General features: G+C 62.0%; 18 protein-coding genes and 1 tRNA gene. 9 read left to right on the top strand and 10 right to left on the bottom strand.

Translation table 11 applies throughout. The features are described 5' to 3' along the window. Positions 1-163: 163 nt before the first annotated feature. Positions 164-1,681 carry a trimethylamine methyltransferase family protein gene (locus RXV86_RS13810; RefSeq protein WP_316300821.1) on the bottom strand — a complete coding sequence of 506 codons (1,518 nt, stop codon included), beginning with the start codon at positions 1,679-1,681 and terminating at the stop codon, positions 164-166. 182 nt (positions 1,682-1,863) lie between these two features. On the opposite strand from RXV86_RS13810, the gene RXV86_RS13805 reads away from it, so the two are divergent. Further along, positions 1,864-4,299, top strand: coding sequence for an FAD-dependent oxidoreductase (locus tag RXV86_RS13805; protein ID WP_316300820.1), 2,436 nt, complete (start codon positions 1,864-1,866; stop codon positions 4,297-4,299). A 53-nt stretch (positions 4,300-4,352) separates the two neighbouring features. Next, the gene (gene hisD, locus RXV86_RS13800; RefSeq protein ID WP_316300818.1) at positions 4,353-5,621 is read left to right on the top strand and encodes a histidinol dehydrogenase; all 1,269 of its coding nucleotides are present in this window, start codon (positions 4,353-4,355) and stop codon (positions 5,619-5,621) included. Positions 5,622-5,837: 216 nt separating this feature from the next. Here the strand turns inward: hisD and RXV86_RS13795 are convergent. After that, positions 5,838-5,914, bottom strand: a tRNA-His gene (locus RXV86_RS13795). 44 nt (positions 5,915-5,958) lie between these two features. Next, complete coding sequence (locus tag RXV86_RS13790) at positions 5,959-6,441, bottom strand: GNAT family N-acetyltransferase (protein WP_316300816.1); 483 nt, start codon at positions 6,439-6,441, stop codon at positions 5,959-5,961. A 79-nt stretch (positions 6,442-6,520) separates the two neighbouring features. On the opposite strand from RXV86_RS13790, the gene RXV86_RS13785 reads away from it, so the two are divergent. Next, positions 6,521-6,706: a DUF6324 family protein gene (locus tag RXV86_RS13785; RefSeq protein ID WP_316300814.1), complete on the top strand. Its 186-nt coding sequence runs from the start codon at positions 6,521-6,523 to the stop codon at positions 6,704-6,706. Between the two features lie 38 nt (positions 6,707-6,744). Here RXV86_RS13785 and RXV86_RS13780 read toward each other — a convergent pair whose 3' ends face one another. Next, positions 6,745-7,188 (bottom strand): MmcB family DNA repair protein, encoded by a 444-nt coding sequence (locus RXV86_RS13780; RefSeq protein WP_316300812.1) that lies wholly within the window; start codon positions 7,186-7,188, stop codon positions 6,745-6,747. A gap of 88 nt (positions 7,189-7,276) precedes the next feature. Here RXV86_RS13780 and RXV86_RS13775 point away from each other — a divergent pair, with 88 nt between their 5' ends. Both RXV86_RS13775 and RXV86_RS13770 read left to right on the top strand, forming a co-directional pair. Then, positions 7,277-7,633, top strand: a complete 357-nt coding sequence (locus tag RXV86_RS13775; RefSeq protein ID WP_316300810.1) for a metalloregulator ArsR/SmtB family transcription factor — start codon at positions 7,277-7,279, stop codon at positions 7,631-7,633. Then, positions 7,626-8,036: an SRPBCC domain-containing protein gene (locus RXV86_RS13770; protein ID WP_316300807.1), complete on the top strand. Its 411-nt coding sequence runs from the start codon at positions 7,626-7,628 to the stop codon at positions 8,034-8,036. Before RXV86_RS13775 ends, RXV86_RS13770 begins: the two co-directional genes overlap by 8 nt. Positions 8,037-8,268: 232 nt before the next feature. Here RXV86_RS13770 and RXV86_RS13765 read toward each other — a convergent pair whose 3' ends face one another. The 5 genes from RXV86_RS13765 to RXV86_RS13745 form a co-directional block, all read right to left on the bottom strand. Then, the gene (locus RXV86_RS13765; RefSeq protein ID WP_316300805.1) at positions 8,269-8,592 is read right to left on the bottom strand and encodes a hypothetical protein; all 324 of its coding nucleotides are present in this window, start codon (positions 8,590-8,592) and stop codon (positions 8,269-8,271) included. Between the two features lie 151 nt (positions 8,593-8,743). Then, positions 8,744-9,586 (bottom strand): 4-(cytidine 5'-diphospho)-2-C-methyl-D-erythritol kinase, encoded by an 843-nt coding sequence (locus tag RXV86_RS13760; protein WP_316300803.1) that lies wholly within the window; start codon positions 9,584-9,586, stop codon positions 8,744-8,746. Continuing rightward, positions 9,579-11,291 (bottom strand): tetratricopeptide repeat protein, encoded by a 1,713-nt coding sequence (locus RXV86_RS13755; RefSeq protein WP_316300801.1) that lies wholly within the window; start codon positions 11,289-11,291, stop codon positions 9,579-9,581. Before RXV86_RS13755 ends, RXV86_RS13760 begins: the two co-directional genes overlap by 8 nt. Before the next feature lie 160 nt (positions 11,292-11,451). Further along, positions 11,452-13,083, bottom strand: a complete 1,632-nt coding sequence (locus tag RXV86_RS13750) for an electron transfer flavoprotein-ubiquinone oxidoreductase (RefSeq protein WP_316300798.1) — start codon at positions 13,081-13,083, stop codon at positions 11,452-11,454. Between the two features lie 132 nt (positions 13,084-13,215). Beyond that, the gene (locus RXV86_RS13745; RefSeq protein ID WP_316300796.1) at positions 13,216-14,496 is read right to left on the bottom strand and encodes a VWA domain-containing protein; all 1,281 of its coding nucleotides are present in this window, start codon (positions 14,494-14,496) and stop codon (positions 13,216-13,218) included. Positions 14,497-14,576: 80 nt separating this feature from the next. Here RXV86_RS13745 and RXV86_RS13740 point away from each other — a divergent pair, with 80 nt between their 5' ends. The 4 genes from RXV86_RS13740 (at position 14,577) to RXV86_RS13725 (ending at position 17,229) form a co-directional block, all read left to right on the top strand. Beyond that, positions 14,577-15,332, top strand: a complete 756-nt coding sequence (locus RXV86_RS13740; RefSeq protein ID WP_316300794.1) for a DUF6502 family protein — start codon at positions 14,577-14,579, stop codon at positions 15,330-15,332. Further along, the gene (locus RXV86_RS13735; protein ID WP_316300792.1) at positions 15,332-15,550 is read left to right on the top strand and encodes a hypothetical protein; all 219 of its coding nucleotides are present in this window, start codon (positions 15,332-15,334) and stop codon (positions 15,548-15,550) included. The genes RXV86_RS13740 and RXV86_RS13735 overlap by 1 nt, the downstream gene beginning before the upstream one ends. A 154-nt stretch (positions 15,551-15,704) precedes the next feature. Beyond that, positions 15,705-16,175, top strand: coding sequence for a transcription elongation factor GreA (greA, locus tag RXV86_RS13730; protein WP_316300790.1), 471 nt, complete (start codon positions 15,705-15,707; stop codon positions 16,173-16,175). Positions 16,176-16,197: 22 nt separating this feature from the next. Continuing rightward, positions 16,198-17,229 carry a hypothetical protein gene (locus tag RXV86_RS13725; protein WP_316300787.1) on the top strand — a complete coding sequence of 344 codons (1,032 nt, stop codon included), beginning with the start codon at positions 16,198-16,200 and terminating at the stop codon, positions 17,227-17,229. Positions 17,230-17,766: 537 nt separating this feature from the next. Here the strand turns inward: RXV86_RS13725 and RXV86_RS13720 are convergent. Next, positions 17,767-18,624: an endonuclease/exonuclease/phosphatase family protein gene (locus RXV86_RS13720; RefSeq protein WP_316300785.1), complete on the bottom strand. Its 858-nt coding sequence runs from the start codon at positions 18,622-18,624 to the stop codon at positions 17,767-17,769. Positions 18,625-18,645: the final 21 nt, after the last annotated feature.

Here is an 18,645-nt window from a genome sequence, read left to right as displayed (position 1 = left end):
GCAAAAAATGCACGATCCAGTCCAACTCTTCCTTTTGCCGAAAATATCCCGGGGGGTCTGGGGGGCTGGCCCCCCAGTCGGTCGGATTGCGAAGCAATTCGAAAGTCAACGCAAGGCCAGCCCGCCCGCAAAGTATCAAGCGGCCGCGTTGCTCACGTTCCAACTAAAGGATCGTAAACCGCGCCCGAATATCGCGCTCCTGCTCCGGGTTGAGATATGCCGGGCGATGCTCTGCCAGGATGGAGCGCGCCCGCCTGCGGGCCCGGCGCCATGCATCCTCGGCACCGTTTTCGGCCCAGCGCCCCGGTTCTTGCCGATCTGCCAGGCTGGGATAGAAGTAATCCCGTTCCATCGCCGCATGGGTCTCGGGCGATCCCAGGAAATGCCCGTCGCCTCGTACCGACCGGCAAATCGCCTCGACCCCCAGTGTTTCATCGCTCACCTCAATACCCCTGAGCACCCGAAAGTTCTGCGCATGCATCTCGTCATCAAGCACGAAACCTTCGAAACTTGCTCCCAAGAGGGCGGCCGTCATCCCCGAGCTTTCATAGATCAGGTTCCCCCCCGCCAGCGCAGCCGCCAGCGATGTTATCCCCTTTTCCACCCCGTATTGCGCATCAATCGCCTTGGCATCACTCATTGAGGCTGCCACCCCAGACGGCAGGCCCAGCCAGTTCGACAATTGCGCCGAGGCCGCGTTCAGGAGCGCCGTTTCCCCACCACCCCCGGCAAACGCGCCGCTGCGTAGGTCGATGACCAGCGGCCAGTTGGAAAACACCATCGGGAAGCCGGGCTGGACCGCGTGAATCATCACCAGGCTCGCCAAGGTTTCGGCCAGAGATTGTGCCAGGAACCCGGCCAGCGTCGCTGGTGCCGTCGCCCCGGCCTGTGCCGCGGTGATGCAGGACATCGGGATATTGTGGCGGATGCATTCATACACCACCTCGACCGCGTCAGCGCCAAAGCGCATCGGTGAAATCACCGGGCTGATATGGGCCTTGAGGAAGGGGCGCTTGTCAAATTCTCCCGCCCCCCCGGCGGCAATGTCCAGCATCTCGACAATGGGCGCCACGTGATCCGCAAGTGTGAACGCCGTCGCCACTGGTTTCGTGGTGTTGCGAATGAGCGCATAGGCCGTGTTCACATCTAGATCAAACGGGTCAACTACGTCGGTCGCCACGCAACAGCGGGTGAACCAACTTACATTGCGCAACGCGTCCTGCAACCGGGTGAAATCATGCAGGTCAGCCAGGGTCGAGGGTCGATAGAGTCCGCTGTCGATGTCCAGCGTCTGCACCGCTGCGCCGCCGGTGCCAAAATAGACCTGGTTGCCGCCCACCTTGATCGACCGCGCCGGATCGCGCCCGTGCAGGATGAAGCTCTTGGCCGCCTGGTCAATTGCCTGCTCCACCAGCCTTGGCGGAATCAACACACGTCCTTCGCCACTGTCCCTGCATCCCACGGCCAGCAGGTCATCGCGCAATCGCTCGGGTACCTCGCCCATGCCCAGCCGTTCGAGCAACTCCAGCGCGGCGCCGTAAATTCGGTTCAACTCGTCCCCGGTCAGGGGCCGGTACTGCCCGCCCACCTGCCCCGGCGGACACGGGTCGAAAGCTGGCCCCGCCGCGCGCTGCGCCAAGCGTGCCCTGCGCCCGCCACGTTTGCCCCGATCAGCATCCATTCCAGATCCTTCTTTCACTGCAAAATTCAACGATCCAGGACTGGCCCGAGGCAAACATTCCACTACATATGTGAAATTTTCGGAAACCTGTTTCGATTATTTGCGATCACTCACATCCGAATTGCCAAACCCCGCCTCCTGCCCCTCAAAATCCCGGCAACTCACCGAACAAGAGGTCAGGCATGAAATCGCGCACCAAGGTTGTGGTTATCGGCGGCGGCATCGCCGGGTGTTCAACGCTCTACCACCTGACGCAGGAGGGTTGGAGCGACGTGATCCTGGTGGAACGCAACGAGCTGACCTCGGGTACCACCTGGCATTCCGCTGCGCAGGTGACAAATTTCGGCATGAACCAGACCATGGTCGGCCTCAAAACCCACTCGATCAAACTCTACAAGGACCTCTCGGAAAACCCCGAGTACCCGATCAACTATCACCACGCCGATGGCGGCATCCGCCTTGCCAACACCGAGGCACAGATGCAGGGCTATCGCCACTTCGCCTCGATGGCGCGTGGAATGGGGGTCGAGTTTGAAATCATCGATGCGCAGGAATGCGCCCGCCGCCACCCTCTGATTTCCACCACCAATCTGCTGGGTGGGTTATGGGATCCGCTCGATGGCGATATCGACCCGGCGCAGCTCTGCCAGGCGCTGGCCTTCCACGCCCGCAAGGCCGGAGCCGAGGTCTATCGCAATACGCCGGTCACGGCGCTGACCCAGCACAAAGACGACACCTGGACCGTGCACACCGAAAAAGGCGATATCGACTGTGACATCGTCGTCAATGCTGGCGGCTATCGGGTGAACGAAGTCGGTGCGATGATGGGCGTGCACCACCCTGTCGCCAGCATGGAGCATCAGTATTTCCTGACCGAGGACATCCCCGGCATTGCCAAGGCAGGCCACCGCATGCCCCTGCTCCGCTGCCCGATCTCGGATTATTACAGCCGCCAGGAAAAAGGCGGACTGCTGGTCGGGTTCTATGAACAGGACTGCAAACCGTGGGGCATGGACGGGATCGACCCGAATTTCGTCAACGCGCTCTGCCCCGACGATCTCGATCGTGTCATGGACGTCCTCGCCGGGGCGTTTGAGCGTATGCCCGCGCTCGAAGAAACCGGCATCCGCGCCATCGTCAACGGCCCCATCACCTACACCATCGACGGTGCCCCGCTGGTCGGCCCGATTCCCGGCAAACGCAATGCGTTTTGCATCATCGGTCTGCGGGCTGGCCTTGGCGAAGGCGGCGGCCACGGCTGGCTTCTGGCGCAACAGATCGTGCACGGCGAAGCTTGCTATGACACCTGGTGCATCGACCCGCGCCGCTTCACCGGCCACGCCAACGTGGAACTGACCTCATTGAAGGCGATCGAGGACTACCAGAACGAATTCCGCTTCCACTTCCCCCACGAACACCGCCCCGCGGGTCGCCCGGCAAAAACCACACCCCTTACGCCTATCATGGCCGCGGAGGGCGCCGAGTTCGCCCTGGTCAACGGTTGGGAGCGGGTCGACTACATCAAGCCCACGCCCGAATTTCACCCTTCCCTCAGCTTTAATTTCGACGAGGCCTTCGACGTCATCGCGGCGGAAGTGCACAACGTCCAAACCAATGTCGGCCTCTGCGAGGTCAGCGGCTTCAACCGCTTCCAGATCACAGGCACCGATGCCCATACATTCCTCGACCGCATGTTCTGCGGCAACGTTACGAAACGCCCGAACCGTGTCGGTCTCGGCTATCTCCTGAACCACCACGGCATGATCAAATCCGAGGCTACCTTCGCCAACCTCCCCGCCTCGGACCGCGGCCCCGACCGAATCTGGTACGGCTCGGCAGCCGCCAGCGAATTTCACGACATGGATTGGCTGACCCAGCACCTGCGCGACGATGAAGACGTGCAAATCCGTTCGCTTACCAATGAGCAGACCATCCTCGTCCTCGCAGGTCCCAAGGCCCGCGACGTGCTCGCCTCCTGCGCTCGCGGCGACTGGTCCGCCGAAGCGTTCCCGTGGCTTTCCGTCCGTGAATGTTTCATCGGTTTCGCCCCGGCCACCGTCATGGCGGTCAGCTTCTCGGGCGAGCTGGCCTATGAAATCCACGTCCCGAATGCCTCGCTCTACGCCGCCTATCTCGCCCTGCGCGAGGCCGGGAATCCCCACGGCCTCAAACTCTTCGGTGCCCGCGCGGTGGACTCAATGCGGATGGAAAAGGGCTTCCTGCACTGGAAAGCCGACCTGTTGACCGAGTTCGACCCGTTCGAGACCGGCCTCGACCGCTTCGTCAAGCTCGACAAGCCCGATTTCATCGGTCGCGACGCGCTGATCAAGCGCCGCGAAAACGGCCCGCGAAAACAATTCGTCACCCTTGAGATCAACACCACCGGCGCCCCGGCCCATGGCGGGGCTTCGCTCATGCAAGGCGACAGGGTTGTCGGCACGATCACCTCGGGCGACTGGGGCCACCGGGTGGACAAGAACCTCGCATATGCCTTTGTCGAGCCCGCCCTTGCAGAGCCCGACCAAACCATGCAGCTTAATCTCTGTGGCGACCTGATTGTTGCCACGGTTATTTCCCCGTCTCCCTACGACCCGGCGTTTTCCCGGATAAAGGGCTGACCCCGCAACTGTTTCACACCGGGCATACCCGCCCCTGACATTTCGAGATCCCAATGGCGATTACCTACCTCAAACAAGCGGCCCCCCGCCCCGCGTCCGAGAACAGCGACATCCGCGACACCGTAGAGATCATGCTCACAAATATCGCAAGTGAGGGTGAAGACGCGGTGAAACGTTATGCAGAGCGGCTTGATGGTTGGACCGGCGACATTGCCCTTTCCGATGCTGAGCGCCACGCCGCCTGCGACCGGGTCCCGCAAGACCTGAAGGACGACATCCGGTTCGCCCACGCCAATATCCTCCGCTTTGCCGAGGCCCAGAAGGCCACGATCTCAGATTGCGAGATCGAGGTCATCCCCGGCCTGATCGCGGGGCAGAAACAGATCCCCGTGTCATCTGCCGGTTGCTACGTCCCCGGTGGACGTTACAGCCATATTGCCAGTGCGCTGATGACCATCACCACCGCCAAGGTCGCGGGCGTGCCCCATATCACTGCCGTTTCGCCCACTCGCCCCGATACCGGCATCCCTGATGCGATCATCTATGCCATGGACCTTGCGGGTGCCGACCTGATCCTCAACCTCGGGGGCGTGCAGGGCATCGCCGCAATGGCCCAGGGCCTGTTCGGCGCACGTCCGGCCGACATCCTGGTCGGCCCCGGCAATAGCTACGTGGCCGAAGCCAAGCGCATGCTTTTCGGCCCCATCGGCATCGACATGTTCGCCGGGCCGACGGATTCGCTGGTGATCGCCGATCACACCGCCGACGTTGAAACCGTCGCCTGGGACCTGGTGAGCCAGGCCGAACACGGCGCCGACAGCCCGGTCTGGCTTGTCACCACCGACCAAGCGCTCGCCGACGGCGTGATGGCCCGCGCAGGCGCCTTGATCGACGCCCTGCCCGAACCCAATGCCTCGGTCGCCCGCGCCTCGTGGGCCGAACGGGCCGAAGTGGTCCTCTGCGACAGCGCCGAGGAGGCCGCGCAGGTTTCGGACAGCTATGCCCCCGAACATCTGCAAGTGCAGGCCGAGAACCTCGACTGGTGGCTTTCCCGCCTTACCTCCTACGGCTCGCTCTTTCTTGGCGCGGACACCACCGTGTCCTTCGGCGACAAGACCGCCGGCCCCAACCATGTCCTGCCCACTTCGGGCGCGGCCCGCTATACCGGCGGGCTCTCGGTGCATAAATTCACCAAAACCGTGACCTGGCAACGCTGCACGGGCGAGGCCTCGCATGAACTGGCGGTTCGCACCGCCCGGATCAGCCGGATGGAAGGCATGGAAGGCCATGCCCGCGCCGCCGAACTGCGATTGAAACATTAGAAGTCAGGCCGGACGACCGATTTAGGCCTGGAGCAGGTTTTCGAATTGCTTCGCAATCCGACCGGCTGGGGGGCGCTGCCCCCCAGACCCCCCGGGATATTTCTGGCAACAGGAAGAGGTGGGGAGGGGTGTTTTAAGGGCCGCTTGAGACCATTCTGCACCTATAGCAACCACAGCAAAGCCAGCCACATCCAAAGTAATGATCGTAGAGAGAAGTGGTACCGCCTCCCTGGCTTGAACAGGGGACCTCTGGATCCACAATCCAGCGCTCTAACCAACTGAGCTAAGGCGGCACTGAAGCGCGATTTAGCTTTCCAGCGCGCCGAATGCAAGAGGTTTAAAGCGTGATTTCCCAGCTTTGCTCGATCAGATCGACACCAAAGGAATGAACCGGCTTGGACGAAACGCATTCCCAGCCGGCGGCAGTGTAGAGTGCACAGGCCGCGCGGTGGCTTTCATGGGTCCAAAGCTGCATCCGCTTGTACCCGTTTTCGCGGGCGTAGCCCATGCACTCTGCCAACAACTGCTTGCCCACGCCCCTTCCCCGGGCCTCCGGCACGGTCAGAAACAGGCGCAGCTTGGCCGTGTCCGCATCCACCCGCACGCAGAATATCGAGCCAAACCGCTGCCCGTCTTGTTCGGCGATCCAGCCGCGTTCGCAGGCAGGGTCATGATCGCGGATGAACCCGGCCAGAATCTCCGCCACCAGCGCCTCGAACGTATGATCGAACCCCTCTTCACGCGCATAGAGCTTCGCATGCTGCTCGATCAGCCACCCGGCATCGCCAATTTGCAGGTCTCTCAGGATCATCTCGCTCATAGATGCAGGATGGCGGCCAGCGTCTTGCATCACAAGCTCGAAATCGTTAGGCCCTCTCCAGTATCAGGAGGGCCGGACCATGGGCATCAACGACGAAAGCGACATCACCGCAAACATGCAGATCGGCCCGACCGATCAGGGTATGGTGCGGATTTTCATCGACGCCGGCCAGTTCGAGATCCCGATGGACTTCGATCCCGAAGAGGCCGAGGAAATCGCCGACGAGATCAAGGCCGCCGCAAAGGCCGCCCGCGCCCGCAAGTAACAGCGCGTACGCCGAGTATTCGCTAAATTTGTGCTCGCCTACACCCGCGGATCACGTAACCCCTGTAACCTCCGCGCCGCGTGGCGGGCAAAGCGCAGGGTCAGCGCCTTGCGCCGCGCCGGGGCCAGCTTGTCCTCGGGGCCCATGCGGATAATCTCGGCGTTGTAGGCATCTGCAATGATCAGCCCGGTCTCATTCGGCAGCAGCTCGGTCGGAAACTCGGTGTCCACTGCCCAGAAATACCGGTCGCACCATTCCAGATAGCCATCCCACTTACAGTCCGAGGTAAAATCCACTCGGCTCGATTTGCACTCGATCACCCAGATCTCACCTTTTGGCCCCATTGCCATCACGTCGACCCGTTTGCCGCGCTCTGGCACGAATTCCTCGACCGCAACAAAATCGTGGCTGGCCAGATGGCGGCAAACTCCGCGCGCCAGTAACTGGCCGGGTTGCATTTGTGGTTGGGTCACATCGTCCATCCCTCAATCATGAACAAAAGATGAACATCTTTCAAGGGGTGGAAAGTGGCAGACCTCTTGACATAATACCTTTTGGTATCATATATAAATGAAACCTTTTGGTATCGTGACGAGGAAAACCATGACACCACAATCCGCCTTCCGCGCCCTGTCCGATCCGACACGACGCGACATTCTCTGCCTTCTGGGCAGCGGAGAAATGACCGTGGCTCAGGTTTCCGACCGGTTCGATATGACCCGGGCCGCGATCAAGAAACACCTCAACGTGCTCGAGGATGGCGCGCTGATCACCGTCCGGCGCCAGGGCCGCGAAACCTATAACGCGCTGCGCCCCGAAGGCATGGAGCCGGTGCGCGACTGGCTGACCTACTTCGACCAGTTCTGGACCGACCGCCTGTCCGATCTGAAAACCACCATAGAAAACAGGGAATTTGACAATGACTGACACGACGATCCGCAAATCCATCCACATCGCCGCCAACCGCGGCACTGTCTGGGATTATCTGACCCAGGCCGACCTCCTCGGCCAGTGGTTCCATCCCGCCAAAGCCGACTTGCAGAATGGTGCCGACTACACCCTGATCAGTCAAAAGGACGGCGATCGCATGTGCTGGGGAACCGTCACCGAGATGCGCGCGCCGGATTACATGCGTTGGGACTTCACCGTCGGCCCGATGAACGGTGCGATGAGCACGGTCGAATGGACGCTTGAAGACGCCCCCGGCGGCACCCGTCTGACACTGGAACATTCTGGCCTGCCTCAGTCACAAGAGGGTTTCGGCCTGATCATGGCACTCGACAAGGGTTGGCACGGGTTCCTGTCACAAATGCAAAACTTGGAAATGTGACTTGTCCCGCCGGGCTCTTGTGCTTATCTGATCCTTGGCGGTTCTGCCCCTCTCGTAATACGGTTGCATTCCGGTGGCCTTAAGCAATTCCGAGGGAGCTGGCTCTGTCCGGGTCGTGGCCCGGTTACCTGGCACCCACCTGTATATACAGGTCCTCGGGAATGAGATAACCCTACGGTCCGGGTGGTTCCGCCGCTACTTCTCTGAAACAAAAGATGTGTTGGCCCGCCAATTAGGGGCGTGGCTTGTGCGCCGCTACCCGCACCAGCACCGGTTCGCGCACCGGCGGCATCACCCGCTCGCGCAATCCGCCGCCCGGGCCGTCGTCGTCATCATCATCCTTCATCCGCATTACCGCGATGCCGAACTGCACGCCAGCAAAGATGATCCCGTTTGAAATCCACAGGATCAACACCGCGAGCCACCCCTTGTCCGAACTGCTGACCAGGTGCCACAGGTTGGCGATGTTGAAGTAGAGCAGCATTGCCACGAAACCCGCCGCGATGGCGAACCCGATGGCGACGTTGATGATATACATGCGGATCAGCTTGGGCATGGCGTAAGCTTCCTTTTGCTGGTGCTTAGATTAGCGTGATGCGCCGCGCCTGCAAGAGGCGCCACGCCGCACCGGCGGAAGATTACGCGGTGTGTCTTGATCCACGCAGGCATTGTTTGCCGGTGTCCGCTCTTGGCCATAACCGGCGGCGTCACCTCAGCGTCGCCGTTTCGCACCAGAACCCCGGGTTCTCATCGCGTATCTGCGCCGCCGCTGCCCGCGCGGCCTCATCCGAAACAAAAAGGGCAAAACAGGTTGCTCCCGACCCCGACATCCGCGCCAGCAGCACCCCCGGCAACGTCGCCAACAGTGCCAGCAACTCACCGATCACCGGCTCCAGCGCAATTGCGGGCGCTTCCAGATCGTTGCGCCGCTGCGCAATCCAGCCCGCGGCCTCAACCGGTCCGGCAAACTGCGGCAGGTTCTGTGGCATCGGTGGGTTGTCCTTGCGGGCCAGCCCGGCAAAGACCCCGCCCGTGGGCACCGCCACGCCGGGATTGACCAGAACGGCGGGCAAGGGCGGCAAATCCACCGGCCCGAGCACCTCGCCAATCCCGCGCATCCGCATCGCCCTTGGCACCATACAGACTGGCACATCCGCGCCCAGCACCTCGGTGCCGTTCGGCAGGTCTCGCCCCTTCAGCCCTGCCAACAGGCGCAGCGCCGCAGCTGCATCCGACGACCCGCCGCCAATCCCCGCCGCCGCCGGCAATCGCTTGTCCAGGGTAAACGCCGCCGGAACGCCCATCCATTCCGCCGCCTTGAGCACGAGGTTACTCTCATCAACCGGCACACCCTCCGCCATCGCCCCCACGACAAGCAGCGAGGATCGCTCGGCCACCCGCGCCTTCAGCCGATCGCCGACATCGGCAAACGCGACAAGACTGTCCAGCAGGTGCAGCCCATCTGCCCGTTGCCCGGTCACATGCAATGTCAGATTGATTTTTGCCGGCGCGAACCCGGGCGCAAATCCCGACCCCTCGGCCTCAGCCATCGTCGCCCGCAACCTTCAGGGGCGCGGCCCCTTCCTCGGCCAGCACCTTGTCGAGCCCGACCTCAAGCTTGCGACGAATGCGATCCGGGTTGGCATCTTCGGCGGCATCGCCATGATCGACAAAACTCAGTGCGCGTTTCCACTGGAACTCTGCCTCGCGATAGCGCCCGACGGCCCAATACACATCACCCAAATGGTCATTGACGATCGGGTCGATCGACATCAGTTCGGCGGCGCGCTCCATGTGCCCCACCGCCTCGTCATAGCGGCCCAGTCGGTACAAGGCCCAACCCAGGCTGTCGACGATATAGCCGCTGTCGGGCCGCGCCGCGACGGCCCGCTCGATCAGCTCGAGCGCCTCGTCCAGCTTGTCGCTTTTCTCAACCAGGGAATAGCCCAAATAGTTCAACACCTCGGGCCGGTCCGGGTCGATTTCCAGCGCCTTGCGGAAGTCGGCCTCGGCCTGGGGCCAGTCTCCCGTGCGTTCGTGACAGATGCCCCGGGCATAATACACGAACCACTGGCTGTCCTCCGTTTTGCCATATAGCGCCAGTGCCCGGTCATAGGAGCCAATCGCGTCTTCGTAACGCTCCAGCGTGCGCATCAGGTCGCCCAGGGTATTGTGCACAACCGGCAGGTCGCCATGGGTCTCGGCCAGCTGTTCCAGCACCTCGATCGCCGCATCGGGCTTGTCGGCCTTGCGCAGCGCCTCGGCCCGGCCCAGCTCTGCGGCATGGAAGGCCGGATCGTCGCGCGGCACCTTGCGATAGGCCTCGGTCGCGAGGTCGAATTGCTCCATGTCATCGAGGATCTCGGCGCTGAGCAGAATCGCGTCGATATGGCCCGGGCGCAGATACTCCGCCAACCGGGCAAACAGGATCGTGTCATGGCCTCGCGCCTCGCCACGCAAAGCCCCGGCAATCGAATAGAGCACCTCGGAAATCCCGTCGCGCACCGAGGTCACGATGGTGAAGTCCAGGGTTTCACCTGCGGTCAGCGCATCACGGATCTGGGCCAGTTCCGGATCAAGCGATGTGCCGAAACTGTGCTCCAGCACTTCGAGCGCCTTGGCATTCTGATCAAGTTGGCTCAGCACCTGCAGGCGCGCGATCACCCCGCGCCTGGTCTGCACAGCCGCGCCCGGTCCCTGGGCACCAAGAATCTCTTCGGCGCTCTCAAAATCGCCCACCATGGCAAGCGCTAAGGCTTTGTGGTAAAATGCAAAACCGCGTTGGCCGGGTTCATCCGCGGCCGCGTCGAACTGGTCGATCGCGTCGCTCATCGCGCCCTTGCCCAGATGCGACCAGCCTGCGATCAGCCCGTCGACCAGATCACCGATGGCACGCTTGTCCGCGATCCGTTCCAGCAGGTCGTCATAGCGCCCGTTCCAGGCCTCGTCCGCCAGCAGAACCATGTGGCTGAGCTGACTTTTCAACCCCTGCTCTTCCATCACCGTGGCTACCGGCAGGGCGCGATCAATCCGGCCCAGCGACAGGAACGACACCACGGTCGCCTCCATCAGCGACGGGTTCGACGGGTCCCGCGCCAGCGCCACCGTGTAGTAATCCGCCGCCGCCTGGAAATCCCCGGCAAACCGGGCCTGCCGTCCAGCCAGATAGGCCCCGGCCAGCCCTTCGGCCACCGCAGGCGCACTGCCCAGCTGCATCACGAGCGCCACCAGGGCGAGAGATTTAAGGGGTTTCATGCGTTGGACCTGCTGTGTTTGCGCCTCATCAAAGCACAAACTAGCGTAACAGGCCGTAAACGCAATGCGGCTTGGTGCGGATCGCGGTTTTTCGCGCCTTCAAAGACAAACGGGCAGCGCCTTTGAAAAGCCCTGCCCGTTACATCGAATTTAAAAATGATCACATGTTCGGGTAATTCGGCCCGTCGCCGCCCTGCGGCGTCACCCAGGTGATGTTCTGGCTGGGGTCCTTGATGTCGCAGGTCTTGCAATGCACGCAGTTCTGGAAGTTGACGACGAACTCGCCATCGACAACCTCGTAAACCCCCGCCGGGCAATAGCGCTGCGCCGGTTCGTCGAACTTCGGCATGTTGACCGACATCGGCACCGACGCATCGGCCAGCTGCAAATGGCAGGGCTGGCTTTCCTCGTGGTTGGTAAAGGAAAAGCTGACATTGGTCAGTCGATCGAAGCTCAGCTTACCGTCAGGCTTGGGATAGTCGATTACCTTGTGCTTATCGGCCGGTTCGGTCGACGCGGCATCGGTCTTGCCGTGCTTCATCGTGCCAAACAGCGAAAAGCCCAGCGTGTTAGTCCACATATCCAGTCCGCCCAGAGCGAGCGAAGGCAGCATCCCCCATTTCGACCACATCGGCTTGACGTTGCGGACTTTCTTGAGGTCCTTGCCGATGGCACCACCACGCACCTCATCTTCGTAGGCGCTCAGCTCGTCACCTTCGCGGCCTGCCTGGATAGCTTCATAGGCGGCTTCGGCCGCGGCCTTGCCCGACAACATGGCGTTATGGTTGCCCTTGATGCGCGGCACATTGACCATGCCCACCGAACAGCCAAGCAGCGCAACACCGGGTGCCACCATCTTGGGCATCGACTGGTATCCGCCTTCGCTGATCGCCCGGGCACCATAGGCCACGCGCTTGCCGCCTTTCAGCAACTCGGCCACCATCGGGTGATGCTTGAACCGCTGGAATTCCATATAGGGGAACAGGTGCGGGTTCTTGTAGTTCAGGTGCACGACGAAACCGACATAAACCTGATTGTTTTCCAGGTGATAGATGAATGATCCGCCCCCGGCATTGCCCCCCAAAGGCCAGCCCATGGTATGGGTCACTGTGCCTTCGCAGTGCTTGTCGGGATCAATCTCCCAGATTTCCTTCATTCCAATGCCGAACTTCTGCGGCTCCTTGCCCTTGGAAAGGTCGTATTTGGCGATCACTTCCTTGGCCAGAGACCCGCGCACGCCTTCGGACAGGAACACGTATTTGCCATGCAACTCCATGCCCGGTTCGGTGCCTTCCCCGATTGACCCGTCGGGTTCAAGCCCAAAGACGCCTGCAACAACGCCCTTGACCCGATCACCATCAAACACCAGGTCCGAACACGCCATGCCCGGGAAAATCTCGACCCCCAGTTCCTCGGCCTGTTCGGCCATCCAGCGGCAGACATTTGCCATCGACACGATGTATTTGCCATGGTTGTTCATCAGCGGCGGCATCGGCCAGTTGGGAATACGGATTTCCCCGGATTGGCCCAGCATGTAGAAATTGTCTTTCTTCACCTTGGTCTTGATCGGTGCGCCCTTGTCCCGCCAATCAGGGATCAACTCGTCCAGCCCGCAAGTGTCCAGCACAGCACCCGAAAGAATATGCGCCCCAACTTCGGAACCCTTCTCCAGCACCACGACCTGCAGGTCCGCATCCAGCTGCTTGAGACGGATCGCTGCCGACAGGCCCGCCGGGCCCGCGCCTACGATCACCACATCATATTCCATCGCTTCGCGTTCGATTTCCGACATGTGCTTCATCCCCTAATCCGCCCGTGCTTCATCATATGGGCAATAATGTTGCGCACCGGATTACATGGTCATGCTGCACTGCGTCAATCATCCCGCGACGTAAAAGCGGCAGTTCCCGGCAAGGAAGCCCGATTATTGCAGGCAAACCCCGTCCCTGTAGGTGCCAACGCTGCGAATGACCTCGCCTTTCGAGGCTTCCTTGCGCACCCCGGTCAGTTCCGAGGCGAGCACCCGCTTGAGCAGGGATTTGAGCAGCGTCACCCGATAGCACGCCACGTTCGGCTCGCCATGGGGCAGGCCGACGCCACTATCATCGGTCAAAAACAGGTATCGGCCGCCGGTCTGCACCGCCGCCTGCCGCAGCAACAGTTCGAACTCTTCCTCTGCCCCGCTGGCGCCAAGCCCGAATATCTGGACATTCTTGCGCGCCGCATCCCGGGCCGCACGCGCGAGGCGGCGTGCCCCTGCCTTGCTGGGCGGTTCGTCGCCGATCTGGAAGATCAACCGCTCGCCGCGCCCCCGGCGCCAGTTCAGCTCAACCGCAGCTTCCATCCCGGCCCCGACCAATTCGTCGCCGCCAAGACCACCGGTCGCCCGCAGGCTGCCGATCCATCGCTGCATCTCCGTCGCATCCGTGGTGAAACCGAAACTGCGCACAGGCGGAAAATCCCCTGGCGATTGATAAGCCACAAGGCCAAAGCGCAGGCTGATCCCCGGTGCGGCCTCGCGCGCGTGACTCACGAGACCCGCAAACTCGCGCTCCAACCAGGCGATCTCGTCGCCCATACTGCCCGAGACGTCGATCACGAAGGCAAGATCAAGGAATTGCGGTGACCAACCACCTTTTGCGCTAATGGCGATCTGCTCATGAACCCCCGCGCGCACGGTCTGGCGCAACTGTGCCTGTTTCTCGTCAATGATACCGATTTCGACCCGCGTCGGAGCGCCCGCGCCGTGAACCGCAGGAAAAACCAAGACCCGACCATCGACACCGGAATAGCCGGAATAGAACGGCTCCTTCGCACCGGGTTTGCGCAGGTTCACTGCCACCCCGGGGGCAGATTGCCCCGACGCATTGACAAGCTGAAGATGCACCGGCTTGCCTGTAACTACGCTTGCCAATCCGGTGCGCCCGGCCATCCGTTTCTGATAGCGCAGGAACGCCGCAAGGTTCAGCCCGTCATCAATATCTCCGGCCGTCACCACCCCGCGCCGGGGTTTCGGCCCCGGATGTGGCATCGGGTGAACAACCGGCGATATCCTCGCCTTGGAGGCCATGGGTTCGGACGTCTCGGTCATCACCGGCGCGGCATGGCTCGGCTTCACCGCGACGTCCCCATAAGGCCCGGCCTCGCACCCTATCAGTAGAGCAGTAACGGCGCTTAGCGACAGCAATCTCGGTAATGTTTTCATGTCAATTCTCCAAAATGTGGTTTTTACACATTTTTCATTCTTGCTTGCCTTTGTCAAGAAAAATGTGCAGATTGCACATCATGACCGGAGTGCTTGATCAAATCCTCGCCCCCCTTGCCCGCCTTGCCGTGGCACGTGGCGTGGTGTTTTCCGACCTGATGGAGCGCCTCAAGGGTCATTATGTCCGCGCGGCGATGCAACTGGCCGAGGGCAAACCCACGGATTCGCGGCTCTCGGTGATGACCGGACTGCAACGCCGCGACATCGCCCGGCTCAAGGAATTCAAATCCAAACCGCGCAAGCCCAATCCCCTGACGCGGCTAGTGGCGCTTTGGCAGACGGACAAGACATATGCCCCCGGCGGCACCCCGCTACCCCTGCCCCGCTCCGGAGACGCGCCCTCCTTTGACAGCCTCGCCCGCGCCATCCGGCAGGATGTGCACCCGCGAACCTTTCTCGATGCACTCGAGGCCGCAGGTACGGTCCGGATCAGCGCTGACGATAGCGTCCAGTTGATCGAAACCGCCTATGTGCCGCTGGGCGATGTTCAGGCGCAGATGGCCTATCTCGCCGACAATGTCGGAGATCACCTCTGCGCGGCCACCGACAACGTGCTCGGGCGAGATCCAGCGCATTTTGAACGCGCGGTGCATTATGGCGGGTTGACGCCGGAACAGATTGAAATCCTTGCTGACCGGTTTCATGCTGGTCAGATGATGCTTCTCGAAGAGCTCAGCCGCGAGGCCAGCGCGATGAAGGCCACCGCCCCGACGGGCGCCACGGCACGATTCCGCGCCGGCGGATATGTCTATTCCACGCAGGGCGACGACGAATGATGCAACGACTGACACATATAACACCCCGCTCCTTGCTGGTGTTGGCGGCGCTGGGGCTCCTGACGCTGAGCGGCTGTACCCCGCCGCAGGATCTGGGCGAACCCATGGCCGAGCCGGTTCTCGCCGCCCCACCCGAGACCACCGAACGCAAGGCCATGCCCACGCCCTGTGACGAGGATGACGACGGCATCGGCGGCACCGGCTGCCCTGTCGAATAACCCGATCCCGCCGAAACACGCCCATTGCCTGCGGCTCCGCTTTGACCTATTGCAATGCGGCCTGCCTTGAGGACAAAGTAAGGCAACTCTTGCACGACCCGCGTGCAGCGTAACGAATGACAATGGCCGAGCAGCAAAGACGGAGCCTGTGCCAATGGACAAGATCCCTATGACCCGCGCGGGTGCCACCGCGCTGGAAGCCGAACTGAAACAGCTCAAATCGGTCGAGCGCCCCGCCATCATCAAGGCGATTGCCGAGGCACGCGAACATGGCGACCTGTCGGAAAACGCCGAATACCACTCGGCCCGCGAAAAGCAGGGTTTCATCGAAGGCCGGATCAAGGATCTCGAAGGCGTACTCGGCCTGGCCGAAGTGATCGACCCGACCTCGCTGTCGGGCACGATCAAGTTCGGCGCCACGGTAACACTGGTGGATGAAGACACTGACGAGGAAAAGACCTGGCAGATCGTCGGCGAACACGAGGCCAATATCGAAAAGGGTCTTCTCAACATCAAATCTCCCATCGCCCGTGCCCTGATCGGCAAGGACGAAGGCGACAGCGTCGAAGTGCGCACGCCGGGGGGCGAGCGCGGCTACGAAGTGCTCAAGATCGTATATGTCTGATGCGCCTTGAGAGGGGCCCGCAATGACCGATCCATCTGACAGCCGGCCAACGCCGCTTGGCATCTATGACCGCCACAACCAGCCCTATATCACCTCCATCGAGGTGATTGCGCTGGTGCTGTCGGTGCTGTGGCTGATCGGGGCGGCGGTCTTCTTCCTGACGCTGGGCCCGACCGAACCGGCACCCGACGCCGAGACGGGCAGCACCGCCAGCCGATTGCAATTCATCATGACCATGCTGGCAATCTTCATGCCGGTGGCGATGATCTGGGTCGCGGCCACCGCCGCACGCGCCTCCAAGGTCATGCGCGAGGAAAGCCAACGCCTGCAAGGCGCCATCGACGCCATCCGCCAGGCCTATGTCGCCCAAAGCCAGGGTCGCGGTGCGGTGATGGACAACAGCGTGGCCCAGAAACTGGACGAGATCGCCGCCGCCCAGCGCAAAACCGAAACCGCTCTGGCCACGTTCCACAGTTCACGCGATGACGGCACCATTCACCCGGTTGAACCCACCCCACCGCCGCCGAGCGCCGAAGAACAGGTCGATCTGCCGCTGGGTACACGGGCCGAGGACATGGCCCCGCGCCTGTCACGAGCCGATTTCATCCGGGCGATGAACTTCCCGGAAACCGCCGAGGACGTGGAAGGCTTCAGCGCCCTGCGCAAGGCGCTCAAGGACCGCCATGCCAGCCAGCTGATCCGAGCCAGCCAGGACGTTCTGACCCTGCTCAGCCAGGACGGCATCTACATGGACGACCTGCGCCCGGACATGGCTCGCCCCGAGATCTGGCGAAAATTCGCCGCCGGGGAACGCGGCCGCCCGGTGGCCGCTCTTGGTGGCGTGCGCGACCGCTCTTCCCTGGCGCTGGCCGCCGGCCGGATGCGCCAGGATTCGATCTTTCGCGACGCGGTGCACCATTTCCTGCGCAAGTTCGACCAGATGTTCACCGAGTTCTGCGAGGCCGCCTCGGATCCCGAGATCACCGAGCTGGCCGACACCCGCACCTCGCGTGCTTTCATGCTGCTCGGTCGGGTCGCCGGAACGTTCGACTGAAATCATCCTGAAGGTGTCGCTGTTTTGATCGATCTCCAAAACAAACCGCGAGATCACCAGACTGCCGGGTGTTGACCCGGCTCCTTTTGGAAGCGGATTACTCCAGAGAAATCCGCGCGACCGTCACACGGCGCCTTGCTCTCAAAAAATTACCAGCCCGCGCGGGAGGTCTGATGACCTCGCGGCGACCCTAGGGCCTTGACACCGCTCGGGCTCTACTTGGTGACGAGCTGTGTAATACCACACTGGAAATCTCACTCTAAATCCCCCGCTCCATCTGCAGCGCCGAGCGGAACCCGAACAGCCATCGCAGCGGCCCCAGATGCTGTTCGCCCGTGGGCCTGAAGCCCTTGTGCTCAGATAGCGCCTTCGCCCGGGGGGTGGTGTCGATTACATCCAGCCGCCCCCGGTCGCATCCCAATGCGCGCGCTTAACAGTAGTGCCGAGCCACCAAGGCACGTTCACTTTCACAGAACCCTTCGGAAATCTCTGCCAAAATCTGCTGTCCCTTAGTGGTTTGCGCGGTCTCGCGCCCACTCACATATCGAACCGCGCCAGAACGCCAAAATGATCCGAGCCCAGCGCCGCACGGGTTTCGGTCCTGGCTCCACCCGGCAGGTTGCTCAGAACGTGGTCGATCCCGATCCACATGCCCAACCGCGGCAATTGAAACGTCACCAGATGATGTCCTAAGCGACGAGTCCCGCTGACCGCTTCGATGCGCGACACCGCATGGCTCCAGGCGACGGCGTTGAAATCGCCACCAATCAGCATCGGCCCCTCCAGCCCCCGCAACACCGGCTCCAGGCGCGCGACGTGGTCGGTCTGACCATAAGGCCAGGGCCAGTGCAGATGCAGCGACACCACCCAGACCGGCCCGTCAGGTCCCTCAACCTGCATCGCCGCCAAACCGTCACGCTCGGCACAGCGTTCGCTGCCGGGCACTTTCGGCAGGCGCGACAGCACCGCAACGCCCCCCACCCGGGCAAAGGGGCAGAAATGCTGCGCCGGGAAATCCGCTTTCAGGTTGTCCAGAACTGCGCGATTGCGCCGCGTGACCTCTTGCAGGGTCACCAGCGTTGCGCCACTGGCCCGGATGTCCGCCACAAGCGACGATCTGTCACCGGCAACAAACAGCAGGTTCTTCTGATAGAGCGCGTATCCCGTTTCGGAGGCGTCGGCGGGCTTGATACCGCTTGCAACGTGGAATCCGATCAAACCGGTCAGGGCCAAGGCCAATGGCCAGCGCAGCCACCTGCTCCAGCCGGTCCAGATCACCGCAATGGCGGCCACGACGCTCAGGGGCAGCTGGAACACCGCAAGACTGTCACCGGCAGGGTGCAACGCCCCGGCAAACCCCGCCACGACCGACAGGCAAGCGACGACCGCCAACATATTCCACAAATGACGCAAAAC

Source organism: Aliisedimentitalea sp. MJ-SS2 (assembly GCF_032586155.1).
Classification (GTDB): Bacteria; Pseudomonadota; Alphaproteobacteria; order Rhodobacterales; family Rhodobacteraceae; genus JAWHTC01.
This window is presented reverse-complemented; position numbering and strand designations above follow the sequence as displayed.

What these genes read in the sequence shown, in the direction of transcription:
- RXV86_RS13810 (WP_316300821.1), bottom strand. Translation starts at nt 1,681, where the DNA reads ATGGATGCTGATCGGGGCAAACGTGGCGGGCGCAGGGCACGCTTGGCG.
- RXV86_RS13805 (WP_316300820.1), top strand. Translation starts at nt 1,864, where the DNA reads ATGAAATCGCGCACCAAGGTTGTGGTTATCGGCGGCGGCATCGCCGGG.
- hisD (WP_316300818.1), top strand. Translation starts at nt 4,353, where the DNA reads ATGGCGATTACCTACCTCAAACAAGCGGCCCCCCGCCCCGCGTCCGAG.
- RXV86_RS13790 (WP_316300816.1), bottom strand. Translation starts at nt 6,441, where the DNA reads ATGAGCGAGATGATCCTGAGAGACCTGCAAATTGGCGATGCCGGGTGG.
- RXV86_RS13785 (WP_316300814.1), top strand. Translation starts at nt 6,521, where the DNA reads ATGGGCATCAACGACGAAAGCGACATCACCGCAAACATGCAGATCGGC.
- RXV86_RS13780 (WP_316300812.1), bottom strand. Translation starts at nt 7,188, where the DNA reads ATGGACGATGTGACCCAACCACAAATGCAACCCGGCCAGTTACTGGCG.
- RXV86_RS13775 (WP_316300810.1), top strand. Translation starts at nt 7,277, where the DNA reads ATGAAACCTTTTGGTATCGTGACGAGGAAAACCATGACACCACAATCC.
- RXV86_RS13770 (WP_316300807.1), top strand. Translation starts at nt 7,626, where the DNA reads ATGACTGACACGACGATCCGCAAATCCATCCACATCGCCGCCAACCGC.
- RXV86_RS13765 (WP_316300805.1), bottom strand. Translation starts at nt 8,592, where the DNA reads ATGCCCAAGCTGATCCGCATGTATATCATCAACGTCGCCATCGGGTTC.
- RXV86_RS13760 (WP_316300803.1), bottom strand. Translation starts at nt 9,586, where the DNA reads ATGGCTGAGGCCGAGGGGTCGGGATTTGCGCCCGGGTTCGCGCCGGCA.
- RXV86_RS13755 (WP_316300801.1), bottom strand. Translation starts at nt 11,291, where the DNA reads ATGAAACCCCTTAAATCTCTCGCCCTGGTGGCGCTCGTGATGCAGCTG.
- RXV86_RS13750 (WP_316300798.1), bottom strand. Translation starts at nt 13,083, where the DNA reads ATGTCGGAAATCGAACGCGAAGCGATGGAATATGATGTGGTGATCGTA.
- RXV86_RS13745 (WP_316300796.1), bottom strand. Translation starts at nt 14,496, where the DNA reads ATGAAAACATTACCGAGATTGCTGTCGCTAAGCGCCGTTACTGCTCTA.
- RXV86_RS13740 (WP_316300794.1), top strand. Translation starts at nt 14,577, where the DNA reads ATGACCGGAGTGCTTGATCAAATCCTCGCCCCCCTTGCCCGCCTTGCC.
- RXV86_RS13735 (WP_316300792.1), top strand. Translation starts at nt 15,332, where the DNA reads ATGCAACGACTGACACATATAACACCCCGCTCCTTGCTGGTGTTGGCG.
- greA (WP_316300790.1), top strand. Translation starts at nt 15,705, where the DNA reads ATGGACAAGATCCCTATGACCCGCGCGGGTGCCACCGCGCTGGAAGCC.
- RXV86_RS13725 (WP_316300787.1), top strand. Translation starts at nt 16,198, where the DNA reads ATGACCGATCCATCTGACAGCCGGCCAACGCCGCTTGGCATCTATGAC.
- RXV86_RS13720 (WP_316300785.1), bottom strand. Translation starts at nt 18,624, where the DNA reads ATGTTGGCGGTCGTCGCTTGCCTGTCGGTCGTGGCGGGGTTTGCCGGG.